Source organism: Paenibacillus sp. FSL R5-0490 (genome assembly GCF_001956215.1).
Lineage (GTDB): Bacteria > Bacillota > Bacilli > Bacillales > Cytobacillaceae > Cytobacillus.
The window spans coordinates 1-22,729 of the sequence record NZ_MRTQ01000009.1 but is presented as its reverse complement, the minus strand read 5'-3'; the positions used below and the strand labels follow the sequence as shown (position 1 = coordinate 22,729).

23 protein-coding genes and 1 other annotated feature are annotated in these 22,729 nt (G+C 40.9%); of the genes, 3 read left to right on the top strand and 20 right to left on the bottom strand.

The window, feature by feature from the left end; all coding sequences use genetic code 11:
* Positions 1 to 26: 26 nt before the first annotated feature.
* Together BK139_RS09040 and BK139_RS09035 are read right to left on the bottom strand one after the other, a co-directional pair.
* Positions 27 to 869, bottom strand: a complete 843-nt coding sequence (locus tag BK139_RS09040; protein ID WP_076258021.1) for a metal ABC transporter permease — start codon at positions 867 to 869, stop codon at positions 27 to 29.
* Positions 866 to 1,660, bottom strand: a complete 795-nt coding sequence (locus BK139_RS09035) for a metal ABC transporter ATP-binding protein (RefSeq protein WP_076258020.1) — start codon at positions 1,658 to 1,660, stop codon at positions 866 to 868. Before BK139_RS09035 ends, BK139_RS09040 begins: the two co-directional genes overlap by 4 nt.
* Before the next feature lie 160 nt (positions 1,661 to 1,820).
* Between BK139_RS09035 and BK139_RS09030 the strand changes: the two genes are divergently transcribed.
* Complete coding sequence (locus BK139_RS09030; protein ID WP_035332728.1) at positions 1,821 to 2,075, top strand: DUF2624 domain-containing protein; 255 nt, start codon at positions 1,821 to 1,823, stop codon at positions 2,073 to 2,075.
* A gap of 66 nt (positions 2,076 to 2,141) precedes the next feature.
* On the opposite strand, the gene BK139_RS09025 is transcribed toward BK139_RS09030, so the two are convergent.
* Positions 2,142 to 3,035, bottom strand: coding sequence for a deoxyribonuclease IV (locus BK139_RS09025; protein ID WP_076258019.1), 894 nt, complete (start codon positions 3,033 to 3,035; stop codon positions 2,142 to 2,144).
* 24 nt (positions 3,036 to 3,059) lie between these two features.
* The gene (locus BK139_RS09020) at positions 3,060 to 4,370 is read right to left on the bottom strand and encodes a DEAD/DEAH box helicase (protein WP_076258018.1); all 1,311 of its coding nucleotides are present in this window, start codon (positions 4,368 to 4,370) and stop codon (positions 3,060 to 3,062) included.
* 397 nt (positions 4,371 to 4,767) lie between these two features.
* Here BK139_RS09020 and vrrA point away from each other — a divergent pair, with 397 nt between their 5' ends.
* Positions 4,768 to 5,247, top strand: a complete 480-nt coding sequence (gene vrrA / locus BK139_RS09015; RefSeq protein WP_286148351.1) for a VrrA/YqfQ family protein — start codon at positions 4,768 to 4,770, stop codon at positions 5,245 to 5,247.
* A 166-nt stretch (positions 5,248 to 5,413) separates the two neighbouring features.
* Positions 5,414 to 6,364, top strand: a complete 951-nt coding sequence (locus BK139_RS09010; protein ID WP_076258016.1) for a 4-hydroxy-3-methylbut-2-enyl diphosphate reductase — start codon at positions 5,414 to 5,416, stop codon at positions 6,362 to 6,364.
* Positions 6,365 to 6,428: 64 nt separating this feature from the next.
* On the opposite strand, the gene BK139_RS09005 is transcribed toward BK139_RS09010, so the two are convergent.
* The 16 genes from BK139_RS09005 to BK139_RS08930 form a co-directional block, all read right to left on the bottom strand.
* Positions 6,429 to 7,544: a Nif3-like dinuclear metal center hexameric protein gene (locus tag BK139_RS09005; RefSeq protein ID WP_076258015.1), complete on the bottom strand. Its 1,116-nt coding sequence runs from the start codon at positions 7,542 to 7,544 to the stop codon at positions 6,429 to 6,431.
* Positions 7,541 to 8,248 (bottom strand): tRNA (adenine(22)-N(1))-methyltransferase, encoded by a 708-nt coding sequence (locus BK139_RS09000; protein WP_076258014.1) that lies wholly within the window; start codon positions 8,246 to 8,248, stop codon positions 7,541 to 7,543. Before BK139_RS09000 ends, BK139_RS09005 begins: the two co-directional genes overlap by 4 nt.
* 149 nt (positions 8,249 to 8,397) lie before the next feature.
* Positions 8,398 to 8,763 carry a cytochrome c550 gene (cccA, locus tag BK139_RS08995; protein WP_076258013.1) on the bottom strand — a complete coding sequence of 122 codons (366 nt, stop codon included), beginning with the start codon at positions 8,761 to 8,763 and terminating at the stop codon, positions 8,398 to 8,400.
* Positions 8,764 to 8,970: 207 nt separating this feature from the next.
* Complete coding sequence (locus tag BK139_RS08990) at positions 8,971 to 10,110, bottom strand: acyl-CoA dehydrogenase family protein (protein ID WP_076258012.1); 1,140 nt, start codon at positions 10,108 to 10,110, stop codon at positions 8,971 to 8,973.
* A gap of 103 nt (positions 10,111 to 10,213) precedes the next feature.
* Positions 10,214 to 10,750, bottom strand: a complete 537-nt coding sequence (locus BK139_RS08985) for a hypothetical protein (protein WP_286148347.1) — start codon at positions 10,748 to 10,750, stop codon at positions 10,214 to 10,216.
* Between the two features lie 63 nt (positions 10,751 to 10,813).
* The gene (rpoD, locus tag BK139_RS08980; RefSeq protein WP_035332682.1) at positions 10,814 to 11,938 is read right to left on the bottom strand and encodes an RNA polymerase sigma factor RpoD; all 1,125 of its coding nucleotides are present in this window, start codon (positions 11,936 to 11,938) and stop codon (positions 10,814 to 10,816) included.
* Between the two features lie 107 nt (positions 11,939 to 12,045).
* Positions 12,046 to 13,863: a DNA primase gene (gene dnaG / locus BK139_RS08975; RefSeq protein WP_076258010.1), complete on the bottom strand. Its 1,818-nt coding sequence runs from the start codon at positions 13,861 to 13,863 to the stop codon at positions 12,046 to 12,048.
* A 39-nt stretch (positions 13,864 to 13,902) separates the two neighbouring features.
* Entirely contained in the window at positions 13,903 to 14,343 is a 441-nt protein-coding gene (locus BK139_RS08970) for a YaiI/YqxD family protein (RefSeq protein ID WP_083675339.1), read from the bottom strand.
* 485 nt (positions 14,344 to 14,828) lie between these two features.
* Positions 14,829 to 15,647: a pyruvate, water dikinase regulatory protein gene (locus tag BK139_RS08965; protein WP_048011152.1), complete on the bottom strand. Its 819-nt coding sequence runs from the start codon at positions 15,645 to 15,647 to the stop codon at positions 14,829 to 14,831.
* Positions 15,648 to 15,675: 28 nt separating this feature from the next.
* Complete coding sequence (gene ccpN / locus BK139_RS08960) at positions 15,676 to 16,311, bottom strand: transcriptional regulator CcpN (protein WP_076258009.1); 636 nt, start codon at positions 16,309 to 16,311, stop codon at positions 15,676 to 15,678.
* A gap of 242 nt (positions 16,312 to 16,553) precedes the next feature.
* Positions 16,554 to 18,626: a glycine--tRNA ligase subunit beta gene (gene glyS, locus BK139_RS08955; protein WP_076258008.1), complete on the bottom strand. Its 2,073-nt coding sequence runs from the start codon at positions 18,624 to 18,626 to the stop codon at positions 16,554 to 16,556.
* On the bottom strand, positions 18,619 to 19,509 hold the full coding sequence (gene glyQ / locus BK139_RS08950) for a glycine--tRNA ligase subunit alpha (RefSeq protein ID WP_076258007.1): 891 nt from the start codon (positions 19,507 to 19,509) through the stop codon (positions 18,619 to 18,621). Before glyQ ends, glyS begins: the two co-directional genes overlap by 8 nt.
* 120 nt (positions 19,510 to 19,629) lie before the next feature.
* Positions 19,630 to 19,814, bottom strand: a binding site (T-box leader).
* Positions 19,815 to 19,885: 71 nt separating this feature from the next.
* Complete coding sequence (gene recO / locus BK139_RS08945; protein WP_076258006.1) at positions 19,886 to 20,638, bottom strand: DNA repair protein RecO; 753 nt, start codon at positions 20,636 to 20,638, stop codon at positions 19,886 to 19,888.
* A gap of 30 nt (positions 20,639 to 20,668) precedes the next feature.
* Positions 20,669 to 20,812, bottom strand: coding sequence for a YqzL family protein (locus tag BK139_RS08940; protein WP_009332996.1), 144 nt, complete (start codon positions 20,810 to 20,812; stop codon positions 20,669 to 20,671).
* A gap of 158 nt (positions 20,813 to 20,970) precedes the next feature.
* The gene (era, locus tag BK139_RS08935) at positions 20,971 to 21,885 is read right to left on the bottom strand and encodes a GTPase Era (protein WP_076258005.1); all 915 of its coding nucleotides are present in this window, start codon (positions 21,883 to 21,885) and stop codon (positions 20,971 to 20,973) included.
* Positions 21,878 to 22,321, bottom strand: coding sequence for a cytidine deaminase (locus tag BK139_RS08930; RefSeq protein WP_076258004.1), 444 nt, complete (start codon positions 22,319 to 22,321; stop codon positions 21,878 to 21,880). Before BK139_RS08930 ends, era begins: the two co-directional genes overlap by 8 nt.
* Positions 22,322 to 22,729: the final 408 nt, after the last annotated feature.

Below are 22,729 nucleotides of genomic sequence, written 5' to 3'. Positions count from 1 at the left end.
TCATCCGGGATAGAAATCAATCACATTTATGCCGGCCTCATGCCCGCAAGTTTTTTCAGCAATATTGTTACAATCAGTATTAATACAGCAATCATGACGATTGTTCCGCCCGGCGCCAAATCAATATAGTAGGAAATAGTCAATCCGCCCAGAACTGATATTTCGCCAAAAAGCATGGACAGGAAAATGGTCTGCTTGAATCCTTTTGCAATTCTGATGCTCGCAGCAACCGGCAATGTCATAAGGGAGGAAACTAATAAAATACCCACTATTCTCATGGAAGCAGCTATTACCAGGGCCACCATCACAATAAATATGAAGTGGACACTTTTAGCAGCTATTCCGGATGCCTTGGCATGCTCTTCATCAAATGACAGCAAAAACAGTTCTTTATAGAGCAGGACCACAAGTGCCATGACAAGCACGCTGATAATCAAAATAGTCCATAAATCAAGCCGGCTTACTGCACTGACGCTGCCAAACAGATAACTGAATAAATCTGTATTGAATCCATCAGCCAGTGAAATGAATATGACTCCAAGCCCAATGCCGCCAGATAATATAATGGGAATAGCCAGTTCCTGATAGTGCTTATAAACAGCTCTCAGCTTTTCAATAAACAACGACCCGGCTACTGAAAAAGCCATCCCCATATACAAAGGATTCAAACCGCTCAGACCGATAAATTTCTTTTCGAGCAGCAGGCTTGCAGCAATCCCTGCAAGTGTGACATGACTTAAAGCATCAGCAATTAAAGATAGCCTTCTCACAACAATAAACACACCAAGAAGAGGCGCAATGATCCCGATGATCATTCCAGTTAAAAAAGCATTTTGTAAAAATTCATATTGAAGGATTCCCGAAATCATCTGCCTGCTCCTTTGTCGTGGTGGTGGTGATGGTGATCATGGTTATGTGTCAGGACATGTACATCATGTCCGTAGATTTCCGACATTTCATTTATATTCAAGCTTTCGAATTCTGCTGTATTTCCATGGAAATGCAAATTTTTATTTAGGCAAGCCACATGAGTGACTTTATCAGAAATTGTCCCAATATCATGCGTAACAAGCAATAAAGTAATGCCCAGCTCCTTATTTAAATCATCCAGCATTTCATAAAAGGACTGAACATTTTTCACATCCACACCTACTGTAGGTTCATCCAATATTAATAATTTAGGGTCGCTTACCAATGCACGGGCGATGAAGACCCGCTGCTGCTGCCCGCCTGAAAGCTCGCCAATATTTCGTCCTGCATACTCATGCATGCCAACAGATTCAATTGCACGCATAACTTTTGCCTGATCGGCCTTGCCCATAAATTTAAAAAGCCCCAGCTTCTTTGTAAGGCCGCTTGAAACGACTTCAAAGACTGTTGCCGGGAATCCTGTATTAAATGAATTTGCCTTTTGAGAAACAAATCCAATATTCTGCCAATCCTTAAATCGGCTGATCTCCTGGCCGAACAGTTTGACGCTTCCCTTCTGCACTTTAAGCAAATTCAGAATAAGCTTTAAAAGGGTTGATTTACCCGACCCATTAGGACCTACAATTCCGAGAAAGTCTCCTGAATTAATGGTCAGATTGATATCCTCAAGAACATTCTCTTTCTCATATCTATAAGAAACATGAGCTATTTCAATTATTGGCTGTGCCATTATTATCACCTTACATATTAAGAATCATTACGATTTACTAACACAGTATACAGGAACCTCAATTTAAAGTAAAGGTACATGCTTTTTTATAGTAAATCTTAAAACTTATTGTCACTATTCACATTCTTCACTCATAAAGTACTGAGGAGGAGTGATGAAAATGAAAATATTCGAAAACATCATTAATCATAAATTAAGCAATATAACTGCAGATGAATTATTAAAATATGGAGAGCAGTTCAACATCCAGATTACAAAAGCACAGGCCCAGAAAATTGCAGATCATTTGAGAGGCAAGCAGGTAAACATCTTTGATGACCGTGAAAGGACAAAAATCATAAAGGAAATTGCCAGGATTGCCGGCCCGGAAACTGCAAGGGAAGTAAACAGGCTATTTTTGCAATTTACAAAATAGAACTTCACTAATGATACTTAACTCAAGCAAAAAAGCTGTGCAGCCCAGGCACAGCTTTTTACTATTTTATACAGCCGTAATAGCTTCTAATAAGCTTTCATTGAATTCCTGGCTGCGAAGCATTTCAATTTCATGCTTATATGGAGCTCTTTTATTATTTTTATCTTCGCCAACATAAGGAGTCTCCAGAATTTTAGGGATATCCTTTAATTGAGGATGATGGACAATATAATTTAATGCGCTGAAGCCGATGTGGCCGAAGCCGATATTTGCATGACGGTCTTTACGCATTCCGCGCTCATTCTTGCTGTCATTAATATGGAGAACTTTCAGGCGGTCAAGTCCAACAACCTTATCGAATTCTTCCAATACCCCGTCGAAATCATTCACAATGTCATATCCTGCATCATGTGTATGGCAAGTATCAAAGCATACAGATAAGTGGTTGTTATAATTGACTCCCTCAATAATCATAGCCAGCTCTTCAAAGGATCTCCCGCATTCCGACCCTTTTCCGGCCATGGTCTCAAGTGCGATCTGCACATTTTCTTCGCCGTTTAAGACTTCATTTAAGCCTTCTACGATCTTTTTGATGCCGGCCTCTGACCCTGCTCCAACATGGGCACCGGGATGGAGAACGATCTGCTTAGCTCCGATCGCTTCGGTGCGGTCAATTTCAGAGCGAAGAAAATTAACGCCTAATTCAAATGTTGAAGGGTTTGAAGTATTCCCGATATTAATAATATATGGAGCATGTACAACAATATCAGCAATCCCGTTCTCTGCCATATGCTTCAGTCCGGCTTCAATGTTCAAATCTTCGATTTTTTTTCTTCTTGTGTTTTGCGGAGCTCCTGTATAGATCATAAATGTATTGGAGCCATATGAAACAGCTTCTTCACTTGCTGCTAAAAGCATTTTTTTCCCGCTCATGGAAACATGTGATCCAATTTTCAGCATGACAATACCTCTCCCTTTGATTCTTTATTTACGCTTGATTCTTCTTTCGCGTTTTTTTATTTTGTCCATTTCCCATTTCATTTTCTTTTTGTAGCCTGGTTTTACTTTTTTCGGTTTTTTCACCAATGAAGCGGCTTTTTTATCAATGTCATCTGTTTGTTTCTGTCTCGTTTTTCGCTTGTTTCGATTATCCAGATCTGTCCATTCACCTTTTTGCAGATCTTTGTGCCTGAATTCGATCCCCATTTTTTCAAGCCTGTTTAATGCATCCTCATCGGAAATCTCATACACTGTTACAGCAATTCCTGAGAAACCTGCACGCGCTGTACGCCCAACCCGATGTATATAAAAATCAAGATCAGTTGGAAGCTCATAGTTAATTACATGGCTGATTCCCTGTATATCAATGCCCCGGGCAGCCAGGTCTGTAGCCACAATGTATTGAAACTCAAGGTCGAGAATCTGCTTCATCATTTTCTTTCTTTCACGCGGGTTAAGGTCCCCGTGGATACGTCCGACTTTCAGGCCTTTGCTGATTAATCCATCTGCCACTTCATCTGCTTTTTTCTTGGTGTTGGTGAAAACAATGGCTAAGTAAGGATTTAAGGAAGTAAGTGCCTGATAGACCAGCTCCACTTTATTGCGGTGTTTGGATGGCAGAAGCCAGTGCTCAATATTGGCTGCTGTGGCCTGCTTAGGCTCCACGTGAACATATTTAGGATTTTCCATGTATTTTTTCAGGAAAGGCTTCAGCTTCTCTGGAATGGTAGCTGAGAAAACCAGCATCTGGAGCTTCTCCTGCATCCTTGCTGCAATTTGATCAACATCTTCAATGAACCCCATATCAAGCATTAAATCTGCTTCATCCACAATAAGGATTTCGGCAGTATGCACAAACAATGCCTGTTCTTTGACAAGGTCATTGATTCTTCCCGGTGTGCCTACAACCACATGAGGCTGTTTTTTAAGCTTTTCAATAGTTCTCTGCTTGTCCGTACCGCCAATATAGCAGCGTGCTGTTATTTCTTCTCCCTCCGGGCAATGCTCTGTAACCTTAAGAATTTCATGATATATCTGATTGGCAAGCTCCCTGGTTGGAGCTGTAATAATAGCCTGCACCTCCTGGCGGGAAGGATCAACCTTTTGGAGGATAGGCAGCACATATGAGTGTGTTTTTCCTGTGCCTGTCTGTGATTGTCCTATTGCGCTTTCACCCTTCAGCACGGCAGGGATCATTCTTTCCTGAATTTCTGTCGGCTCAAAAAAGCCAAAATCTTTAACCGCTTCTATAATAAATGGCTTAAAATTAAATCGGTCAAATTTCGTTTCGTTCATATAAAAACTCCTCAATTATCCAGATTCGCCTGGGTTCAGGCTGCACCGAAACATATATTAGTGAGTAAGATCTACTAGTATCAACTGCAACTTGCTGGGTCCGAGCTTTTCTTACATCCTGTTATTATAATAAAGTTTCCTGCAAATAACCACTCAAACAGGCATTTATATTTTTATGATGAGCTTTTTAGGATATTTTAATAAATAAAATTAGTTTCTCTGGATTATGCCTAAACCAAAATGGGATAAACGCATACTTTATAATATGAATTTTTATTTAGAAGAAGAAATATGCAGCGAAAGGAGGCCAATTAATATGATGCCAGGATCAAGACCCCCTATGCGCGGAGGGATGCCTCCCCACCCTTTTATGACCCCGATGCAAGGAAGACCTCCCATGGGGCCAATGATGGGCGGTCCTCCGGGAATGAAACGCGGAGGAGGATTGCTCTCCAAAATATTAGGAAAAGGAAATGCCCAGCCTGGAACAGGAATGGGAGCTGCAAGAGCTGCAGGGGGCTCACAGGCAGGCGGAGGCATCCTTCAGGCAATAAGCAACCCATCTTCCATAAACGGGTTTTTAACCAACACTCAAAAGGTTTTAAATACAGCACAGCAGATCGGGCCCATGGTTCAGCAGTATGGACCGCTGGTCAGGAATCTTCCTGCCATGTGGAAGCTTTATAGAGGCATAAAGGATGCACCTGAAGCTGATGAGACAGCCTCAGAAGCTAAAGCGGAATCCCCTCAGGCAAATACAGAAAAAAAGAAACAGAATTCAAGGCCAAAAAACATAAAAAAGGAACATGAGATGGAACAGCCCGCTGCCAAGCGATCATCAGCAGAAGGTATTTCCAAACCCAAATTATATATTTAAAGAAAAGGATGCAGGGGCATTCTTTTTCTTTTTCCGCAAGAAAATTACTCCTTTTGTATTATCGGTTTATCTCTTATATAATAGAGGTGCAATATGGAGTTTTTCCGTTTAGAAACAGAACTCAGTTCAATTCATATATAAGCTTTTAATTAGGGAGGATATACCGATGAACGTCATAAAAATCTCTCCTCGGGGGTATTGTTACGGTGTGGTGGATGCAATGGTTATTGCAAGGAACGCTGCACTTGATCCGTCTTTGCCGAGACCCATCTATATTTTGGGTATGATCGTCCATAACAAACATGTGACAGATGCTTTTGAAGAGGAAGGCATTGTAACACTTGATGGGAAAGACCGCAAAGAAATCCTGGATAAAGTCGATAAAGGCACTGTCATTTTTACAGCACATGGCATTTCACCTGAAGTGCGGGAAGCAGCGAAACAAAAAGGCCTTGTGACACTTGATGCAACATGCCCTGATGTAACAAGGACACATGATCTTATCAGGGAAAAGGAAAAGGAAGGCTTTCAAATCATTTACATTGGCAAAAAAGGCCACCCGGAACCTGAAGGTGCAGTTGGAGTGGCTCCTCATGCAGTTCATTTAGTGCAGACTGTTGAGGATGTAAATGAACTTAACATACAGGCTGAAAAAATACTGGTGACAAATCAGACTACAATGAGCCAATGGGATGTTGTCCATGTAATGGATCAGATAAAGGAAAAATACCCTCACGCAGAGTTCCACAAAGAAATCTGCATGGCTACCCAGGTCCGCCAGGAAGCAGTTGCAGAACAAGCTGGCCAGGCCGATGTATTAATTGTTGTAGGCGACCCTAAGAGCAATAACTCCAATCGTCTTGCACAGGTATCAGAAGAAATTGCCGGGACAAAAGCCTACCGTATTGCTGATATTACTGAACTGGATGTGAATTGGATTAAAGAGGCAGCAACTGTTGCCGTTACCTCAGGAGCCTCAACCCCGACACCGATTACAAAGGAAGTTATTACTTTCCTTGAACAATTTAATCCGGCTGATGAGTCCACATGGTCACGCGAGAAGAAAGTGCCGTTAAATAAAATACTTCCGAAAGTAAAGAAGACTGCAAAGTTATAAGAAAAGCGGAAGTGCATATAAATAAACAGAACCGGTCCCTGAGGGAAACCGGTTCTGTTGGTTTTCAGACAAATTTAAAAGGATCTGTATAAACTTCAGATGGAAAAATGGATACACTATATCCTTTTTCTGTACACATCTGAGATAATTTTTGGGTGACTCCTTTTTTCATTACCTTTTCAACATTATGACCGGGATCAACAATATTCAGGCCCGACATCATAGCATCATGCGCCACATGGTAATACATATCCCCCGTCACATATACATCAGCACCCTTCATCTTTGCTGACATAAAGTACTTGTTTCCATCTCCCCCCAGAACAGCAACTTTCTTCACTTTTGAAGAAAGGTCGCCCACTACACGAACTCTCTCCACTTCAAGTGTTTGTTTTACATGCTCCGCAAATTCCCCCAGAGTCATCTCGCCAATTACTCCAATTTTACCCAGACCCAGTACTTCACCTTTGTTTTCAAGCTTATAAATATCATAGGCAACTTCTTCATAAGGATGGTTTTTGAACATCGCAGAAAGCACTTTCTTTTCTATATGTTCAGGAAAAATGGTCTCAATGCAGACTTCCCTAACAGCCGCAAGCTCACCCTGCTTGCCAATATGAGGATTTGCATCACTTCCAGGCTTAAACTGCCCTGTCCCTGAAGACGTAAAAGAGCAATGACTGTAATTGCCGATTGAACCAGCTCCTGCGTTTCCAAGAGCTTGTCTAAAAGACTCAGCATTTTCTTCAGGCACAAACACAGCGAGCTTTTTCAATACAGTTTCATATGTGGGATATAAGACTTCCGTATCGGAAAGCTTCAGTGCATCAGCCAGCATATCATTGACCCCGCCTTTGGCGATATCTAAATTTGTATGCGCTGCATATACAGCTATATCATGTTTGATAAGCTTTTCAATAATTCTTCCTGATGGGGAATCAGTGGGAATTTTTTGCAAAGGTCTGTAGATTAACGGGTGATGAGCTATGATCAGCTGAACATTCTTTGCAATTGCCTCATCAACTACATCTTCGAGAACATCCAGAGCAATCATGACATTTTCAACAGGAGTGTTAAGCCTGCCAACCTGGAGGCCAATCTTGTCTCCTTCCATCGCATACCCTTTTGGGGAAAACTGTTCAAATAGTTGGATAATCTCATGCCCATTTATTTTTTTCACTGCATCAATACCTCCTCTGCCATTTTGATTTTCCGCTTTAATTCCTGTTTTCTCTTCTCTGTTTCATTGGAATATGCTGCTTTTTCAAGCTGCAAAAGGATTCTCTCCCAATTCTTCTTTTCACCAAGCCACTTGTTTTGAAATACGGCTGATTTTTGCTCCATAAGAAAAGGGCCCATCAATAAACCTTTTTCTGTATTCTTGTAGGGTTTCAATGGCTCTCCTTTTTCAGCTGCAAGGATTTCATAGATCTTTCCGTCTTCTTCAAGGATTTGTTCGGCTATTAGCTCCCAGCCATTGTCAATCAGCCAGCTCCTAATTGAGATGGCACTTAAATTCGGCTGGAGGATCAGCCTCTTTACAGAAGCAAGCTTGCTCTTCCCCTCTTCAAGAATGCTCGCAATTAAAGCCCCTCCCATGCCTGCAATAGTTATGCAGTCAACTTCATTTGGGCTAATCACTTCTAGCCCGTTTCCTTTTCTTACGGAGATCTGATTTTCGAGTCCTTCCATTTTCACCTGTTTTTTGGCGGATTGATAGGGACCCTCCACCACTTCACCAGCAACAGCAAAAGAGGCAATCCCTTTCTTCACTGCATAGCATGGCAAATAAGCGTGGTCTGAGCCGATATCAGCTACTCGTGCGCCTGAGGGAATATAATTTGTTACAGCTTCAAGCCGATTTGATAATTTTTCAGTATTCATTCTGTCACCACTTATTTATGTATTGTAAAAAGCGCATAGCGCCTGCTCTTCCAGAGCAAAAGCTAAAAAAGCTATCGTCAATTTACGATAGCCTTTCTTATAGTATAAAAAAAGTCCTTTACATATGCAAAGGACTTTCATTATAGGTATTACTTAAGGCCTGATAACCATTCAGCCATTTCGGCAGCTTTGTCTTGAGGCACTAATCCTGGAGGCATTGAGCCTTTACCGTTTACTACGATATCAGCGATCTCATCCTGTGATAAACGATCGCCTACACCTTTTAGTGCAGGACCAACTCCGCCTTGATACTGGTCACCGTGACATCCGATACAGCTCTTCTGGTAAATTTCTTCAGGGTTCGCAGCAGCAGTTTCTTCAGTCTCAGCACCGCCGCCTTCCTTTTCTTTTGCAAGCTCTTCCATATCTCCAAGACCTTTAAAAGAAACTAGGAACATTGCTACCACACCAAAAACCATAATTAACACAAATGGAATAATTGGATTGCGATTCATGATTTAACCTCCCTTATGTAAGCACATTCAGTTTAAGTAAGTATACAAACAATCTCTATTTTACTTTAAAAAAGACAGAAGGAAAAGCCCTATTGTAAACTTTGTCAAATCTTGTTCATAAATTGGACAAAAAACTCCATCTTGAAGATGGAGTTTTTGCTGATTATTTCACCGGCATATCTCATTTATACCATAAAATAAACAGTCCTAGCACCCAATGAGGCGCGCAATGACCATTCTTTGTACTTCAGAGGTGCCTTCACCAATTTCTGTGAGCTTACCGTCCCTCATATAGCGTTCAACATGGTATTCTTTCATATAGCCATATCCGCCGTGAATCTGAACAGCCTGGTCGGCGATTTCCATACAGATTTCAGAGGCATAGAGCTTGCACATGGAAGCTTCTTTGGCAAATGGTCTCCCCTGATCTTTCAGCCAGGCAGCCTTGTAGACCATATTTCGTGCCAATTCAATTTTCATCGCCATATCAGCAAGTTTAAATTGAATAGCTTGGAAGTTTGAGAGAGAACGGCCGAACTGCTGGCGCTCCTTTGCATATTGAAGCGCTTTATCATAAGCAGCCTGCGCTATCCCCAAAGCCATTGCCCCAATACCAATACGCCCTCCATCCAGTGTGATTAAAAACTGTTTGAAGCCCTCGCCTTTTTTGCCGAGCAAGTGCTCAGTCGAAACGCGTACGTCTTCAAGTACCAGTTCAGTTGTATTTGAGGCATTGAGTCCCATTTTTTCATAATTATCGATAACGGTAAATCCTTCTGCATCCGTCGGAACAATAATCGCACTGATTTCTTTTTTTCCATCCACTTCACCCGTGACAGCAGTCAAAGCTAAATGCTTCGCATAGCTGGCATTCGTAATGAAGCATTTATTACCATTGATGATATATTCACCATCTTTTTCGACAGCTGTTGTTCTGGTACCGCCAGCATCTGATCCTGCATTAGGCTCTGTCAGCCCGAAAGCTCCAAAAGACTCACCTGTACAGATAGGCACCAGATACTTTTGCTTCTGCTCTTCGGTCCCGAATAAATAAAGCGGTGCTCCGCCAAGTGATATATGTGCGGAATAAGTGATTCCAGTTGACGCGCAAGCCCTGCTCAACTCCTCTGTAACAATAGCAAAGCTTACAGTATCTGCCCCTGCGCCGCCATATTCTTCAGGAAAAGGAAGCCCCATCAAGCCCAGGTCAGCCATTTTCTTAAATACTTCTACTGGAAATTCCTTTGTACTGTCTCTTTCCAGAGCTCCCGGTGCAACTTCTTCCTGAGCAAATTCCCTGATTGTTTTAAGGATCATATTCTGTTCTGCAGTTAAGTCAAAATTCATGTAAATCCCCCTTATAAGAACAAAAGTTGTATACGTTTTCATTACTATTATATAAGGGATGTTGGAGTTTTCTCAACATTTAAAAACTTTTTAAAATATTTTATTATACGAATATAGAAATAACTAATAAAAGAGAGCCAAGAGCCCCTGAAATCCATAGATACAGGAATTTCCATTTTAATCCTGAAAATAGCCAAAGAACACAATTAATTACTAGGGAAACATAGAGCATTCTCTCGTTTCCTGGATAAAACACCGATATAAAATCAACAGATCCCATTAGTAAAATCAAAGCTCCTGATATGATGGGGAAATGTATCATTTTTACTTTTTTAGAAAAATAAAAAATAAAGAAAATATCCGAGGAAATGAAAAGAATTAAAATGACGGTTTGCAAAGTGATAGACAATTCAGTAAAATAAATTAATAAAGCAGAAATTGGAATCAGCAACAGGAGGAAAAGGTTGGCAAGATATAAAACCACTGTATTTGTACGTTTTTTTATTTCCTTCGGCTGACTTCCTTCTGTGTAAAGAGCAAGCAGGTAGTCACAATAATGGTCAGGGAGCATTCGGCTCTTTTTCCAATGCAGCAGCTCGTTAACAATGATTTTTTTTCTGTTTTCTTCCAACCCAAGCACATCCTGTCAAAAAAATAGTTTACTTCCATTGTAAGAAGTAAACTATCCACTGGCAATTATTTTTTATTCTAAAAAGTCTTTTAAACGTTTGCTTCTGCTCGGATGGCGCAGCTTTCTTAAGGCTTTGGCTTCAATTTGGCGAATACGTTCGCGGGTAACGCCAAATACCTTGCCGACTTCTTCCAAAGTTCTCGTACGGCCATCGTCAAGGCCGAATCGAAGACGCAGAACGTTTTCTTCTCGGTCTGTCAGTGTGTCCAGAACATCTTCAAGCTGTTCTTTCAGGAGCTCGTATGCCGCATGCTCCGATGGAGAAGTGGCATCCTGATCTTCGATGAAGTCACCTAAGTGAGAGTCATCCTCCTCACCGATAGGTGTTTCTAATGAAACAGGTTCTTGTGCAATTTTAAGAATTTCTCTTACTTTGTCAGGAGTTAAATCCATATCTTCAGCAATTTCTTCCGGCGTTGGTTCACGGCCAAGATCCTGAAGAAGCTGACGCTGAACACGAATCAATTTATTGATGGTTTCCACCATATGGACAGGAATACGAATCGTTCTGGCCTGGTCAGCAATCGCTCTCGTAATGGCCTGGCGTATCCACCATGTTGCATACGTACTGAACTTGAATCCTTTGCGGTAATCAAATTTTTCAACCGCTTTTATCAGTCCCATATTCCCTTCCTGGATAAGGTCTAGGAAAAGCATTCCGCGTCCTACATACCTTTTCGCGATACTCACAACCAATCGGAGGTTCGCTTCTGCCAGGCGTCTTTTAGCTTCTTCATCGCCTTCCTCAATTCGGTTGGCAAGTGCAATCTCTTCTTCTGCAGAGAGTAAATCAACACGTCCAATTTCTTTTAAGTACATACGGACAGGATCATTAATTTTCACACCCGGAGGGACACTTAAATCATTAAGATCAAATTCTTCCTCATTTTTTGCAAGTTCCTGAACATTTGGATCTTCATTTTCATTATCTCCAACTAACTCAACACCCTGATCTCCGAGGAATTCATAGAATTCATCCATCTGGTGGGAATCAAGTTCAAATTGAGACAATCTTTCTGCTATATCATCATAGGCAAGGACACCTGTCTTTTTTCCTATTTCAACTAATTGATCTTTCGCTTGTTCAAGGGTCAATTCTGTATCAACCTCTTTTGAACGGGCCGACTTTTCAGCCATATGTCCCCCTCCTTCCAAAAATCACACACATTCTAAATCTTTTTCAAATGGGACTATTCCTTAGGTGGTACTAATCCCGAAACATTTATTTAAGGCACACAGCCTTTTTATAGTGACTTTCGCAAATGAAGAATTTCCATTGCGATTAAAGCCGCTTTAGCATAATCCTTTTGGCGTTCTGCTTCCTTTTCTTCATTTAGTTTTTCTTTTATTTTTAACATCTTTTGATAATTCAACACCTGTTTAAGGTAATCTGATAATTCCTGTTCACTTATTTCATCGTTTATGGACATCATTTCTATATCCACCACAATACGCTTAAGCTTTTCATCATTTATAAAATTTATGAATGCACTTGGATCAGGTGTATGGCCTTTTTCGTAGAAACCTAAAAGATAGGTAATAATAGCCTGGTGTTCATCGATGTTAAATGTATTTCCCAGAAGCATATCCTGAACTTTAAATGCTATGTCACTATTCCTGAGCATGTGGGCAATCAGCCTTCTTTCCGCTGTATGAAAGGCGGGTTTAAGACTATCAGCCCTTTTGGGTGTCTGCAGCCTTTTTTGAGGCTCGAAAGCACCTTTGCCCTTCTGGCTGCTTTTTCTCTTCTCCGTGTAATAAACCTGTTTTTGCTGCTCTTTCAAGGCTTCCAGAGAAAGGGAAAATTCATTCGCCAGCTGGCGAAGATAATGATCTCTTTCCACCGCTTTATCAAGCCGGCTGATTTCCTTTAATACCTCTTCGATATAAAGGAGCCTATCTCCTTCATTTTGAAGCCTTTTGCCTCTACGGAGATAAAGAAGTTTAAATGCCATAAAGGTTATGCTGGATTCGATTACATCATGACGAAATTTTTCTTCGCCGTATTCTTTAATATAATCATCCGGATCATAGCCGTCAGGCATCAGTGCCACTCTGATCTGGCAGCCTGCTTCCGTTAGCAGGTTTGCTGCCCGGTATGCGGCTTCGATACCGGCTTTATCGGAATCATAACAGATCGTGATTGATTGAACATTTCTTCTTAAGGAAGCAACATGTTCTTCAGTTAAAGCAGTTCCCATCGTACCAACACCATTACCGACGCCAGCACGATCAGCGGCGATTACATCTGCAAACCCTTCAAAAAGAACGGCTCTCTGCAATTTTTTAATCTGTGGTCTCGCCAAATGAAAATTATATAAAGTTTTGCTTTTATTAAAGATTGCTGTTTCTGGGCTATTTAAATATTTGGGCTCATCGGCCCCAAGGGATCTCCCTGAGAAAGCAATCGTATTTCCGCTGCGGTCAAAAATCGGGAACATTATTCTATCTCTGAAGCGGTCAAAATAGTTCCCATCTTTCTCCCTTTTGATGATCAGTCCTGCTCTTTCCATGACGCCTTCGGGGAACTTTCTTTTAGTCAGGAACTTGAAGACAAAATCCCAGGACTTTAATGAATAACCGATTTGAAATTTCTCGATCGATTCCATTGTAAAGCCTCTATTCAGCAAATATTCTAATGCATGCTGACCATCTTTTGTGTTTACAAGCAGATGGTGATAAAATTTACGTAGAAGCTCATGGGCCTCCATCATCTGCTGTATATCCACAGGCATTGATTTTGCTGATGCTGCGGATGCCGCATCAATTTCGAGCTTGATATTTCCCTTTTCAGCGAGTTTCAATGCGGCTTCCTGAAAGGAATATCCTTCTAAGTCCATTAAGAAAGAAAACGCATTGCCTCCTGCTCCGCATCCAAAGCAATGGTAGATTTGCTTTTCGGGTGATACAGAAAAGGAAGGAGTATTTTCGCCATGAAAAGGACAAAGCCCAAAGTAGTTGCGTCCTTGCTTGTTTAATTGGATATAGTCGCCAATGACATCAACAATATCTACAGCTTGCCGAATTTCATTTACTTTCTCCTCGGCGATCCGTTCTGCCATATGAACAACTCCATTACTTACTGAGGTATTCGATAAACGTTACTGAATTCCTTCAAAATTCGACAAAATCTTTGTCAGCTGCTGCACAAACCTGGATCGGTCTTCTTGCCTTAATGGTTTTGGCCCTTTCCCATAAACCCCTCTTCTTAGCGCTTTGGCTGAAAGGTGCATCATTTCCAAAGGAGTTCGAATTTCACTTTCCTCAAATAAAATTCCCCTGGGAGAAAGGACATAAACACCCTTTAACAAAAGAGTTGATTCCAATCCAATATCTTGTGTTACAACCGCATCTCCTGATTTCACATTATTCATAATGAATAAATCTGCAGCTTCCTTAGTGCTGTCAACAAATTTCCAGACAGCCCCATTCAGGTCATTTTGCATATGGGCATAAGAAGCAACGATCACTGCGTCCACAGTAAAGGAATTGGCTATTTCGACAATTTCTTCTTTTACAGGACAGGAATCAGCATCCACCATAATGATTGGTTTGCCTAATGTTCTAATAATTCTACATTACTCCGCATAATCCTTCTTTACATGAATAACTTTTGCATAGTGAGATATGTCGAATTTTTTCTTGGTCGAAAGCTTGACATGCCACAATAAATAGTTTATTCCTTGGCAGTGAACTCTAAACCTATTCGGATACATTTTTATCACAATTTTTTATTATAGTACATTAATCTCTATTTTGCCATTATTTTATCTGGCAAGAATATAATTTAATTTTCCAGGTTTTTTCTCATCATTGGCTAATTTATAGATTGTTGTATTATCTATAAATTATGCCCCTTGATTTCAGCACGGGGTACTTGCTTTCCGCGGGGAGGAACGGGAGCCTCCCGCAGGAGTCTAGTACCCTCCGCTCCACTTAACTCATCAAAAAATTTAGTTTGAAGGGAAAGCTCCCCAAAAACTTAACTGCCGGGTAAAAAAGAAAAGGCACATAAAGATTTTATGTGCTAGCTTTTCGGAAAGTTTTTCCGGTATTGATTTAGGATCATATTGGCTGTTTCTTCTACTGCTTTGTTCGTAACATCAATAACCGGGCATTTAATTTTGGAAACAGTTTTTTCAAAGTAACCTATTTCTTCTTTGATTCTTTCTATATTTGCATAGCTGGCATTATCGCTTAGACCTAATGATATCAGGCGTTCTCTTCGAATAAAGTTTAATTTTTCAGGACTGATTTTCAGACCGAAGCACTTATCCGGCGGGACTAGAAACAGCTCTTCTGGAGGATCGACTTCAGGCACAAGGGGCACGTTAGCCACTTTAAGGCGCTTGTGGGCAAGATACTGGGAAAGAGGTGTTTTTGAAGTCCTTGATACACCGATAAGCACTATATCAGCCTTTAATATACCACGAGGGTCACGGCCATCATCATATTTTACAGCAAACTCAATTGCTTCAATCTTTTTAAAATAATCTTCATCCAGCTTTCTGACCAGTCCTGGTTCGAAAAGCGGTGTAATACCGCAGGCTCTTTGGATTTGATCCATTAAAGGGCCAACAATATCAAAAGCATATATCCCTTCTTCAGCAGCCCGCTGGTTAATATATTTCCTCATGTCCGGCTTGACCATCGTATAGGCTATCATCCCATTATCAAGCTTTGCGAGTGAAATAACTTCATCAATATGTACTTTCTCTTCAACATATGGAAAACGCTTGATAGATATATCGCTGCCATTGAATTGGCTCGTTGCAGCTTTTGTTACAAGTTCAGCCGTTTCTCCCACTGAGTCCGAAACGACATAAATGACCGGCAATTTTTCCATCCTTTAACACCATCTCCTTCTTTCACTGCTACTTTTCCCCGGCCAGAGCCAGGAATGCTTTCGTCAGATTTGTTTTGGTTATCCTGCCGTTTACTTCAAACCCTTTCTCCGTCTTTTTTACAACAGGAAGGGCGTCGATCTGCTTTTCAATCAGCTTTTTAGCAACTTCGATAAGCAAATCATCTTTTTCGCACATCGTAATGTTAGGCATTCTTGTCATAATGATATTTACAGGGACTGAATTTAGCTCCTGCTTGCCAATACTTGCACGGAGTAAATCCTTCCTTGATAGAACCCCAACTAGCAGTGAACCCTGATCGACAACAAATAACGTGCCGACATCTTCCAGAAACATTGTCACAATTGCATCATATACCGACACATTCTCATTAACCACTACAGGAATGGATTGGTAATCCCTTACATATAGCTTTTGAAGGTTTTCAGTCAGCAGCTGTGCTCCAGTCTTCCCTGTATAAAAATAGCCTACACGCGGACGGGCATCTAAATAGCCTGCCATCGTTAATATAGCCAGATCCGGCCTTAGTGTTGCCCTCGTTAAATTAAGCTGTTCCGCAATACTCTCACCAGTGATCGGCCCGTTTTCCTTAACGATTTCTATTATTTTTTCCTGCCTTTTATTTAATTCGATTTTCCTCACCACCTAATCTTTTGGCACTCATTTCCCACTATAATAAGGTTATACTTTTATATAATTATTATATACTATTTGTCATAAATGAAAAGATGTGTTTCATATATAGTTTACTTTACGCTGCCTAATATGCCCAAAATACGAAAGAGCCCGTCAGAATGATAAACAGGCTCTTTCAATGACAGCCACGGCAGCTGTCCTCATCTTAGATTTTAATCGTATTCAAGCATAAAACGCAAAATTTTAGCTTATTACTTAACAATTATTTCGTTCATATTTGCAAATTTCTTTATCACATCAGCCAAATGTGCCATTTGATACAGCCTATTGCGGCGAATTTCCTGATTCTCATCCATTACCATAGTATGCTCAAAGTATTGATCAATTTCAGGTTTCAAGCTGACTAGCAAGTTAAAGACTTCTTCCTCACTAACCTCTTTTTTCAACTCCTCGGTTACTGATAAATATTTACTGAACAGAGCTTTTTCATTTTCATTTTCAAATAAGCCGCTGTCAATATCCCCTTTATCGTCTGCCTTTGAAGCAATGTTGATTACCCGGCTAAGAGCTTCAATGCTTTCCTTGAAGCCATCTGCATCTTTGTGGGATTCCAATACCTGAGCTCTATTCACAAGTGAAGGCACGGAGCCGATTTCATTTCCCAATACAGCTTCAATTAAATCATAGCGTATTGCTTTTTCCTGCAGCATATATTTAATTCTTAATTTAAAGAAAGAAACTAATTCCTGCATTAAATCACTTTTCGATTTCTTTCCTATATTCGCATTAAGCACGGTCTCTAAAGATAATGCGATCAATTCTTCGATTTTCAGATCCCAGTGTTTAGCCAGTAACGTCTGGATGATACCCGATGCCTGTCTCCTTAAAGCATATGGATCCTGGGAACCGCTTGGAATAATTCCAATTGCAAAGGATGACACAATCGTGTCCAGCTTCTCAGCAATGGAAAGTACTGCACCAGCATCGCTTTCCGGCGTCTGGTCCTCTGCATTGCGCGGCATGTAATGTTCATTAATTGCACGCGCCACAGCTTTCTTTTCGCCTTTTTGCAGGGCGTATTTTTCTCCCATAAAACCTTGCAGCTCTGGAAATTCGTAAACCATATGTGAAACAAGGTCAAACTTTGAGATTTCAGCAGCGCGGTCTGTCACTGCTTGTGCTTCATCACTGAAGTCAAGAATCTCACTCAGATTTGCTGCCAGCTGGCGGACACGGTTTACCTTTTCAGCAAGGGTTCCAATTTCTTCGTGATACACAATGTTATTGAGTTTTTCGAGCGATGCTGCGATATCCGTTTTTTGGTCTTCTCTGTAGAAGAAAGCTGCATCAGAAAGTCTTGCCCGCAATACTTTCTCATTCCCTTTAGCCACTTTTTCCAAATGGTCATGAGAACCATTCCGGACTGTCACAAAGTAAGGAAGAAGAGTGCCATCTTTGGACTTTACCGGGAAATAGCGCTGATGCTCTTTCATGGAAGTAATTAACACCTCTTGCGGAAGCTCAAGGTATTCTTCTTCAAACTTGCCATATAATGCAGTCGGGTACTCAACCAGATTATTTACTTCTTCCAATAAATCTTCATCCACTGGGATAACCCAGCCATGTTCTTCCTCAATTTTTTCCAATTGAGAAAGAATGGCACTTTTTCTTTCCTGAGGGTTAGTGATCACATATTGCGCCAGCAAGGCCTTTTCATAATCAGCAGGATTGTTAATTTCAATCTCTTTCCCTAAAAAGCGGTGACCTCTTGTAAGGTTGGAAGTATGGACATTTGTGATTGAAAAAGGGATGACTTCATTTCCGAATAATGCAATAAGCCATTTAATCGGCCTGATAAAACGCAGATCCTGATTTGCCCAGCGCATATTCTTCGGGAATGATAGCGAGGTAATAATCTGCTGAAGTTCAGGCAGAAGGGCAGCTGTTTCCTGACCTTTAATGAATTTGCTGACATGGGCGTATTCAACACCGTTAATTTCTTTAAAAAATATATCTTCAACAGAAGCTCCCTGACCCCGGCTGAATCCAACCGCAGCCTTTGACCATTCTCCATCTTCTGTTAGTGCGATTTTTTTCGCAGGTCCTTTCGCTTCCTCATTTATGTCCTCCTGGGCGGTATCCACTCCCGTTATAAGGACAGCCAAGCGGCGGGGAGAGGAGAAGGCGCTGATCTCTTCAAAAGATATTTTCTTTTCCAAAAGCCATGATTTCACTTTATCTGAAAGCTGGTTCATTGAATTAGTGACAAATCTGGCAGGCATTTCTTCGAGTCCAATTTCCAGCAGAAGATCTTTCTTATTCATGAGATCCTTCCTCCTTATCCTTTAGAATTGGGAAGCCAAGTTTTTCTCTCTCTTCATAAAAAGTCTTGGCTATTTTTCTGGCCAAATTCCGGCACCTTGCAATATAGCCTGTTCTTTCTGTTACTGAGATCGCTCCCCTCGCATCGAGCAGGTTAAAAGTATGGGAACATTTCAATACATAGTCATAAGCCGGGTGTACAAGCCCTTCATCCATTTGCCTATGTGCTTCTTTCTCATAGATATTGAACAAATTGAAGAGCATTTCCTGATCTGATGTTTCAAACGTGTATTTCGAATGCTCAAACTCGGGCTGCATGAAAATGTCCCTAACTGTAAATCCTTCTGTCCATTCAAGGTCAAAGACATTTTCCTTATCCTGAATGTAAGAGGCAAGCCTTTCAATTCCATATGTAATTTCAACAGACACAGGCTTGCATTCCAATCCGCCTACCTGCTGGAAGTATGTGAACTGTGTTATTTCCATTCCATCAAGCCACACTTCCCACCCTAAGCCAGCGCAGCCCAGTGAAGGATTCTCCCAGTTATCTTCCACAAACCGGATGTCATGTTCAAGCGGATCAATGCCCAATGCCTTAAGTGAATCAAGATACAGCTCCTGGATATTATCAGGGGACGGTTTCATGATCACCTGAAATTGATGATGCTGATAAAGCCGGTTTGGATTCTCTCCATATCGGCCATCAGCCGGACGGCGTGAAGGCTCTACATAAGCCACATTCCACGGCTCTGGTCCGATCGCCCGTAAAAATGTATATGGGCTCATAGTACCTGCGCCCTTTTCAGTATCATAAGCCTGCATCAGGATACAACCCTGTTCAGACCAATGTTTTTGAAGTGTTAATATCATGTTTTGAATATTCATAGGACACCTCTTTCGTATAAATAGTTGTATTTCGCCTCTCAATGTTGTCCGTTGATTCCCGCTCCAGGCTGCTCGCTTTTCCTGCGGAACATAAAAAACTCCCGTCTCTATGCCAAATGGCATAGGGACGAGAGTTACCCGCGGTTCCACCCTATTTGCTGCGATTTTGACCGCAGCCTCTTTGGTTGTCAATAGACAAAATTGCTCCAGAGCGCCCTTCCTTAACTATCCATACCCGGCTCCCACTGTCCCGGGTTCGCTTTAATGAGAAAAAGTTAAGTACTCTTCTCCTTCACAGCAATAATATTTTATTAATTTGAATCATAGCGGAATCACATTGGATTGTCAATCTTTAATAAAAAGCAAAAGGAGCTCATTACATAAGATCATTAAACTTGTCCATTTGATTCAAAAACTTCTTAGTCTTAAGGTTTAAGCCGGAATACTCTTCATAATAAGCAGAGATAATCTTTTTCAATTCAGCTTTGGTTTCCGGTTTAACAGAGATATTGCCGAGCCTGGACAAGTCAAAAAAATAAAAGAGGCGCAGCAGCTTAATTGTCGCCTGTGATACTTTATAATGATAAGGATCCTTATCAAGACAGCGGTGACAAATGAGGCCGTTTTCCCGGATTGAAAATGCAAAATGCCCGTCAGTGCTTCCGCAGACAGAACATTGATCAAGAACTGGATATAAACCCAAACCGTTCAGCATTTTCATTTCATAAATGTTCGTGAGAATCTCGGGATCATATCCTTCGTTTATTAAATTTAGCGTTTGATGCAGCAATTCAAACAAAAATGGGTTGGGCTTCTTATCCTCACTGCTTTTATCCGTTAAATCGACAATATAGCTTGCATAAGCCGTAAGAAAAATATCTTCTTTAATAGATCGCATGGATGAAATCATGTCACCCTGCTGCAGGGTGCCCAGACCGCTTCCGCGCTGAACTAAAAAATTCCCGTATGTAAAAAGCTGGGTGACAGCAGCAAGTCTGCTGTTGGGTTTTTTCGCTCCTCGTGCCATCACACCAACTTTTCCCCATTCACGCGTATATAAAGTAACTATCTTATTTGTTTCACTATAATTAGTTGTCCTGATGACGATGCCTTCACATTTATCAAGCAACCGTGACACCATCCCTGTCTTTCGACAAACCTATGAGATGGGAAAATCAGCTTCTGCTAGCTCTTCATCATTGCTGCCGGGTATATCCTGAGTTTCCTTTTCTAGCTCCTTGAAGAGAAGATATGTGTCAATATTTCCTGTCTGGGAAAACACTCTCCAGGTAAAATCCATCATCGAAAACCCCACCTTTCAGTTATTCAACTAGCAATTTATTTATCCCAATACATTTATCTATATCATAGCCTGTCTTTGTAAAATCATGAGACGAAAATATTGTCAATCACCTGTATGCATATAAACCAGAAATGGATAATAGTTTAATTAGGGCTGGTTCAGTACTCATCTTCACGGAAGCCAAAATCGCGGAGCTGAGACATTTTATTGCGCCAGTCTTTCTGGACTTTGACCCAAAGCTCCAGAAAGACCTGTGAACCAAGAAGATTTTCAATATCCACCCTTGCTCTTTTTCCGATTTCCTTGAGCATTTTTCCTTGCTTTCCAATCACAATGCCTTTCTGGGAGTCACGTTCCACAATGATCGTAGCCATTACATGAATGACATCTTTGTCTTCGCGGCGCTCCATTTTATCAATAGTTACAGCAAGCGAGTGCGGTATTTCCTCTCTTGTTAAATGCAGCGCTTTTTCCCTGATCAGTTCCGAAACGATAAATCTCTCCGGATGATCTGTTACCTGATCAGCAGGATAAAACTGCGGCCCTTCCGGAATATATTTTTTAATCTGTCCTAACAGCGTCTCTACATTATTGCCTTCTAAAGCAGAAATGGGGATAATTTCGCTGAAATCGTACTTTTCCTTGTAAGACTCAATAATTTTAAGAAGTTCATCTGGATGTACCTGGTCAATCTTATTGATCACAAGGAAAATTGGCGTGCGGACTGACTGAAATTTCTCAAGTATGAATTCTTCACCGCGTCCAAAGCCTTCCTGGGCATTTACCATAAACAGGATGACATCCACTTCTTTCAGTGTGTTTTGGGCAACTTTCATCATAAAGTCTCCCAGTTTATGCTTTGGCTTATGGATTCCTGGTGTATCAATAAAAATAAATTGTGCGTCATTGGTAGTCAGGACACCCTGAACTTTATTGCGCGTTGTTTGCGGCTTATCACTCATAATGGCAATTTTCTGCCCAATTACGCGATTTAAGAATGTTGACTTTCCTACGTTTGGTCTGCCGATTATGGAAATAAAGCCTGATTTGTGTCCTTGTTGTGTATTATTCATGTAAGTCCTCCGGTGAAAATGCTCCTGGCAGTAATTCTTCAACTGTTAATTCTTTAATATCCCCTTTTAAGTTGGTTAAAACAACTTTCATTTCAGGCGGACATAATTCGGATATTACCTGTCTGCATGCACCGCATGGGGGGACAGGACGGTCTGTGTCAGCAACAACAGCAATGGCTGAAAAGCTTTTTACGCCATCAGAATACGCTTTGAAAAGCGCAGTCCTTTCAGCGCAATTACACATACTGTACGCTGCATTTTCTATGTTGCAGCCGTGAAAAACCTGACCGTCACTGCTTAATAGCGCCGCTCCCACTTTGAATTTTGAATATGGCACATATGCTCTATCTCTTGCAATCTTTGCTTCTTGTATTAGTTGATCGTTATTCACAAATATTTCTTCCTTTCCTGTAAAACGGAGCTGCTCCCGATGCAATCATCGGCCATGAGGCTCGCAAAGCTTCTTTCTGTAAAAAAAAGCAGCCGCTTCTCTTATATTTTACAACATTTTACTTTGATTTTCATCGTTTGTAGCAAAAACGTAATAAAAAAATTGAATTTTCTAAAAATATTTAGGCTGATTGAATTTTATCTGGCCATTGTATTCTAAATGGCATCCCTCAGAATTTCCCCGGCCCTGTGAAATTTAATGCTGTTCTGTCATTTTAGCTGATTCAGTGAACGTTTTCAAACTCAAGCACGATAATTCTCAGCAGATTACGGTCAGCCTTTATCATAAATATAGAAATAGCAATCGAGTAGGAGGGGGTGATTAACCCCCGACCTCTCACACCACCGTACGTACCGTTCGGTATACGGCGGTTCGAAAGTTTATGTAATAATG

Bases quoted from the DNA above. Each gene is read 5' to 3' on its own strand.
- BK139_RS09040 (WP_076258021.1), bottom strand. From the start codon at position 869: ATGATTTCGGGAATCCTTCAATATGAATTTTTACAAAATGCTTTTTTA.
- BK139_RS08990 (WP_076258012.1), bottom strand. From the start codon at position 10,110: ATGAATTTTGACTTAACTGCAGAACAGAATATGATCCTTAAAACAATC.
- era (WP_076258005.1), bottom strand. From the start codon at position 21,885: ATGAATAATACACAACAAGGACACAAATCAGGCTTTATTTCCATAATC.
- BK139_RS08965 (WP_048011152.1), bottom strand. From the start codon at position 15,647: ATGGAAAAATTGCCGGTCATTTATGTCGTTTCGGACTCAGTGGGAGAA.
- glyQ (WP_076258007.1), bottom strand. From the start codon at position 19,509: ATGAATATTCAAAACATGATATTAACACTTCAAAAACATTGGTCTGAA.
- BK139_RS08940 (WP_009332996.1), bottom strand. From the start codon at position 20,812: ATGATGGATTTTACCTGGAGAGTGTTTTCCCAGACAGGAAATATTGAC.
- BK139_RS09030 (WP_035332728.1), top strand. From the start codon at position 1,821: ATGAAAATATTCGAAAACATCATTAATCATAAATTAAGCAATATAACT.
- glyS (WP_076258008.1), bottom strand. From the start codon at position 18,626: ATGAATAAGAAAGATCTTCTGCTGGAAATTGGACTCGAAGAAATGCCT.
- BK139_RS09000 (WP_076258014.1), bottom strand. From the start codon at position 8,248: ATGAATACTGAAAAATTATCAAATCGGCTTGAAGCTGTAACAAATTAT.
- BK139_RS09035 (WP_076258020.1), bottom strand. From the start codon at position 1,660: ATGGCACAGCCAATAATTGAAATAGCTCATGTTTCTTATAGATATGAG.
- BK139_RS09020 (WP_076258018.1), bottom strand. From the start codon at position 4,370: ATGAACGAAACGAAATTTGACCGATTTAATTTTAAGCCATTTATTATA.
- BK139_RS08970 (WP_083675339.1), bottom strand. From the start codon at position 14,343: ATGGTGGATGCTGATTCCTGTCCTGTAAAAGAAGAAATTGTCGAAATA.
- vrrA (WP_286148351.1), top strand. From the start codon at position 4,768: ATGGGGCCAATGATGGGCGGTCCTCCGGGAATGAAACGCGGAGGAGGA.
- cccA (WP_076258013.1), bottom strand. From the start codon at position 8,763: ATGAATCGCAATCCAATTATTCCATTTGTGTTAATTATGGTTTTTGGT.
- rpoD (WP_035332682.1), bottom strand. From the start codon at position 11,938: ATGGCTGAAAAGTCGGCCCGTTCAAAAGAGGTTGATACAGAATTGACC.
- BK139_RS09025 (WP_076258019.1), bottom strand. From the start codon at position 3,035: ATGCTGAAAATTGGATCACATGTTTCCATGAGCGGGAAAAAAATGCTT.
- dnaG (WP_076258010.1), bottom strand. From the start codon at position 13,863: ATGGCAGAACGGATCGCCGAGGAGAAAGTAAATGAAATTCGGCAAGCT.
- BK139_RS09010 (WP_076258016.1), top strand. From the start codon at position 5,414: ATGAACGTCATAAAAATCTCTCCTCGGGGGTATTGTTACGGTGTGGTG.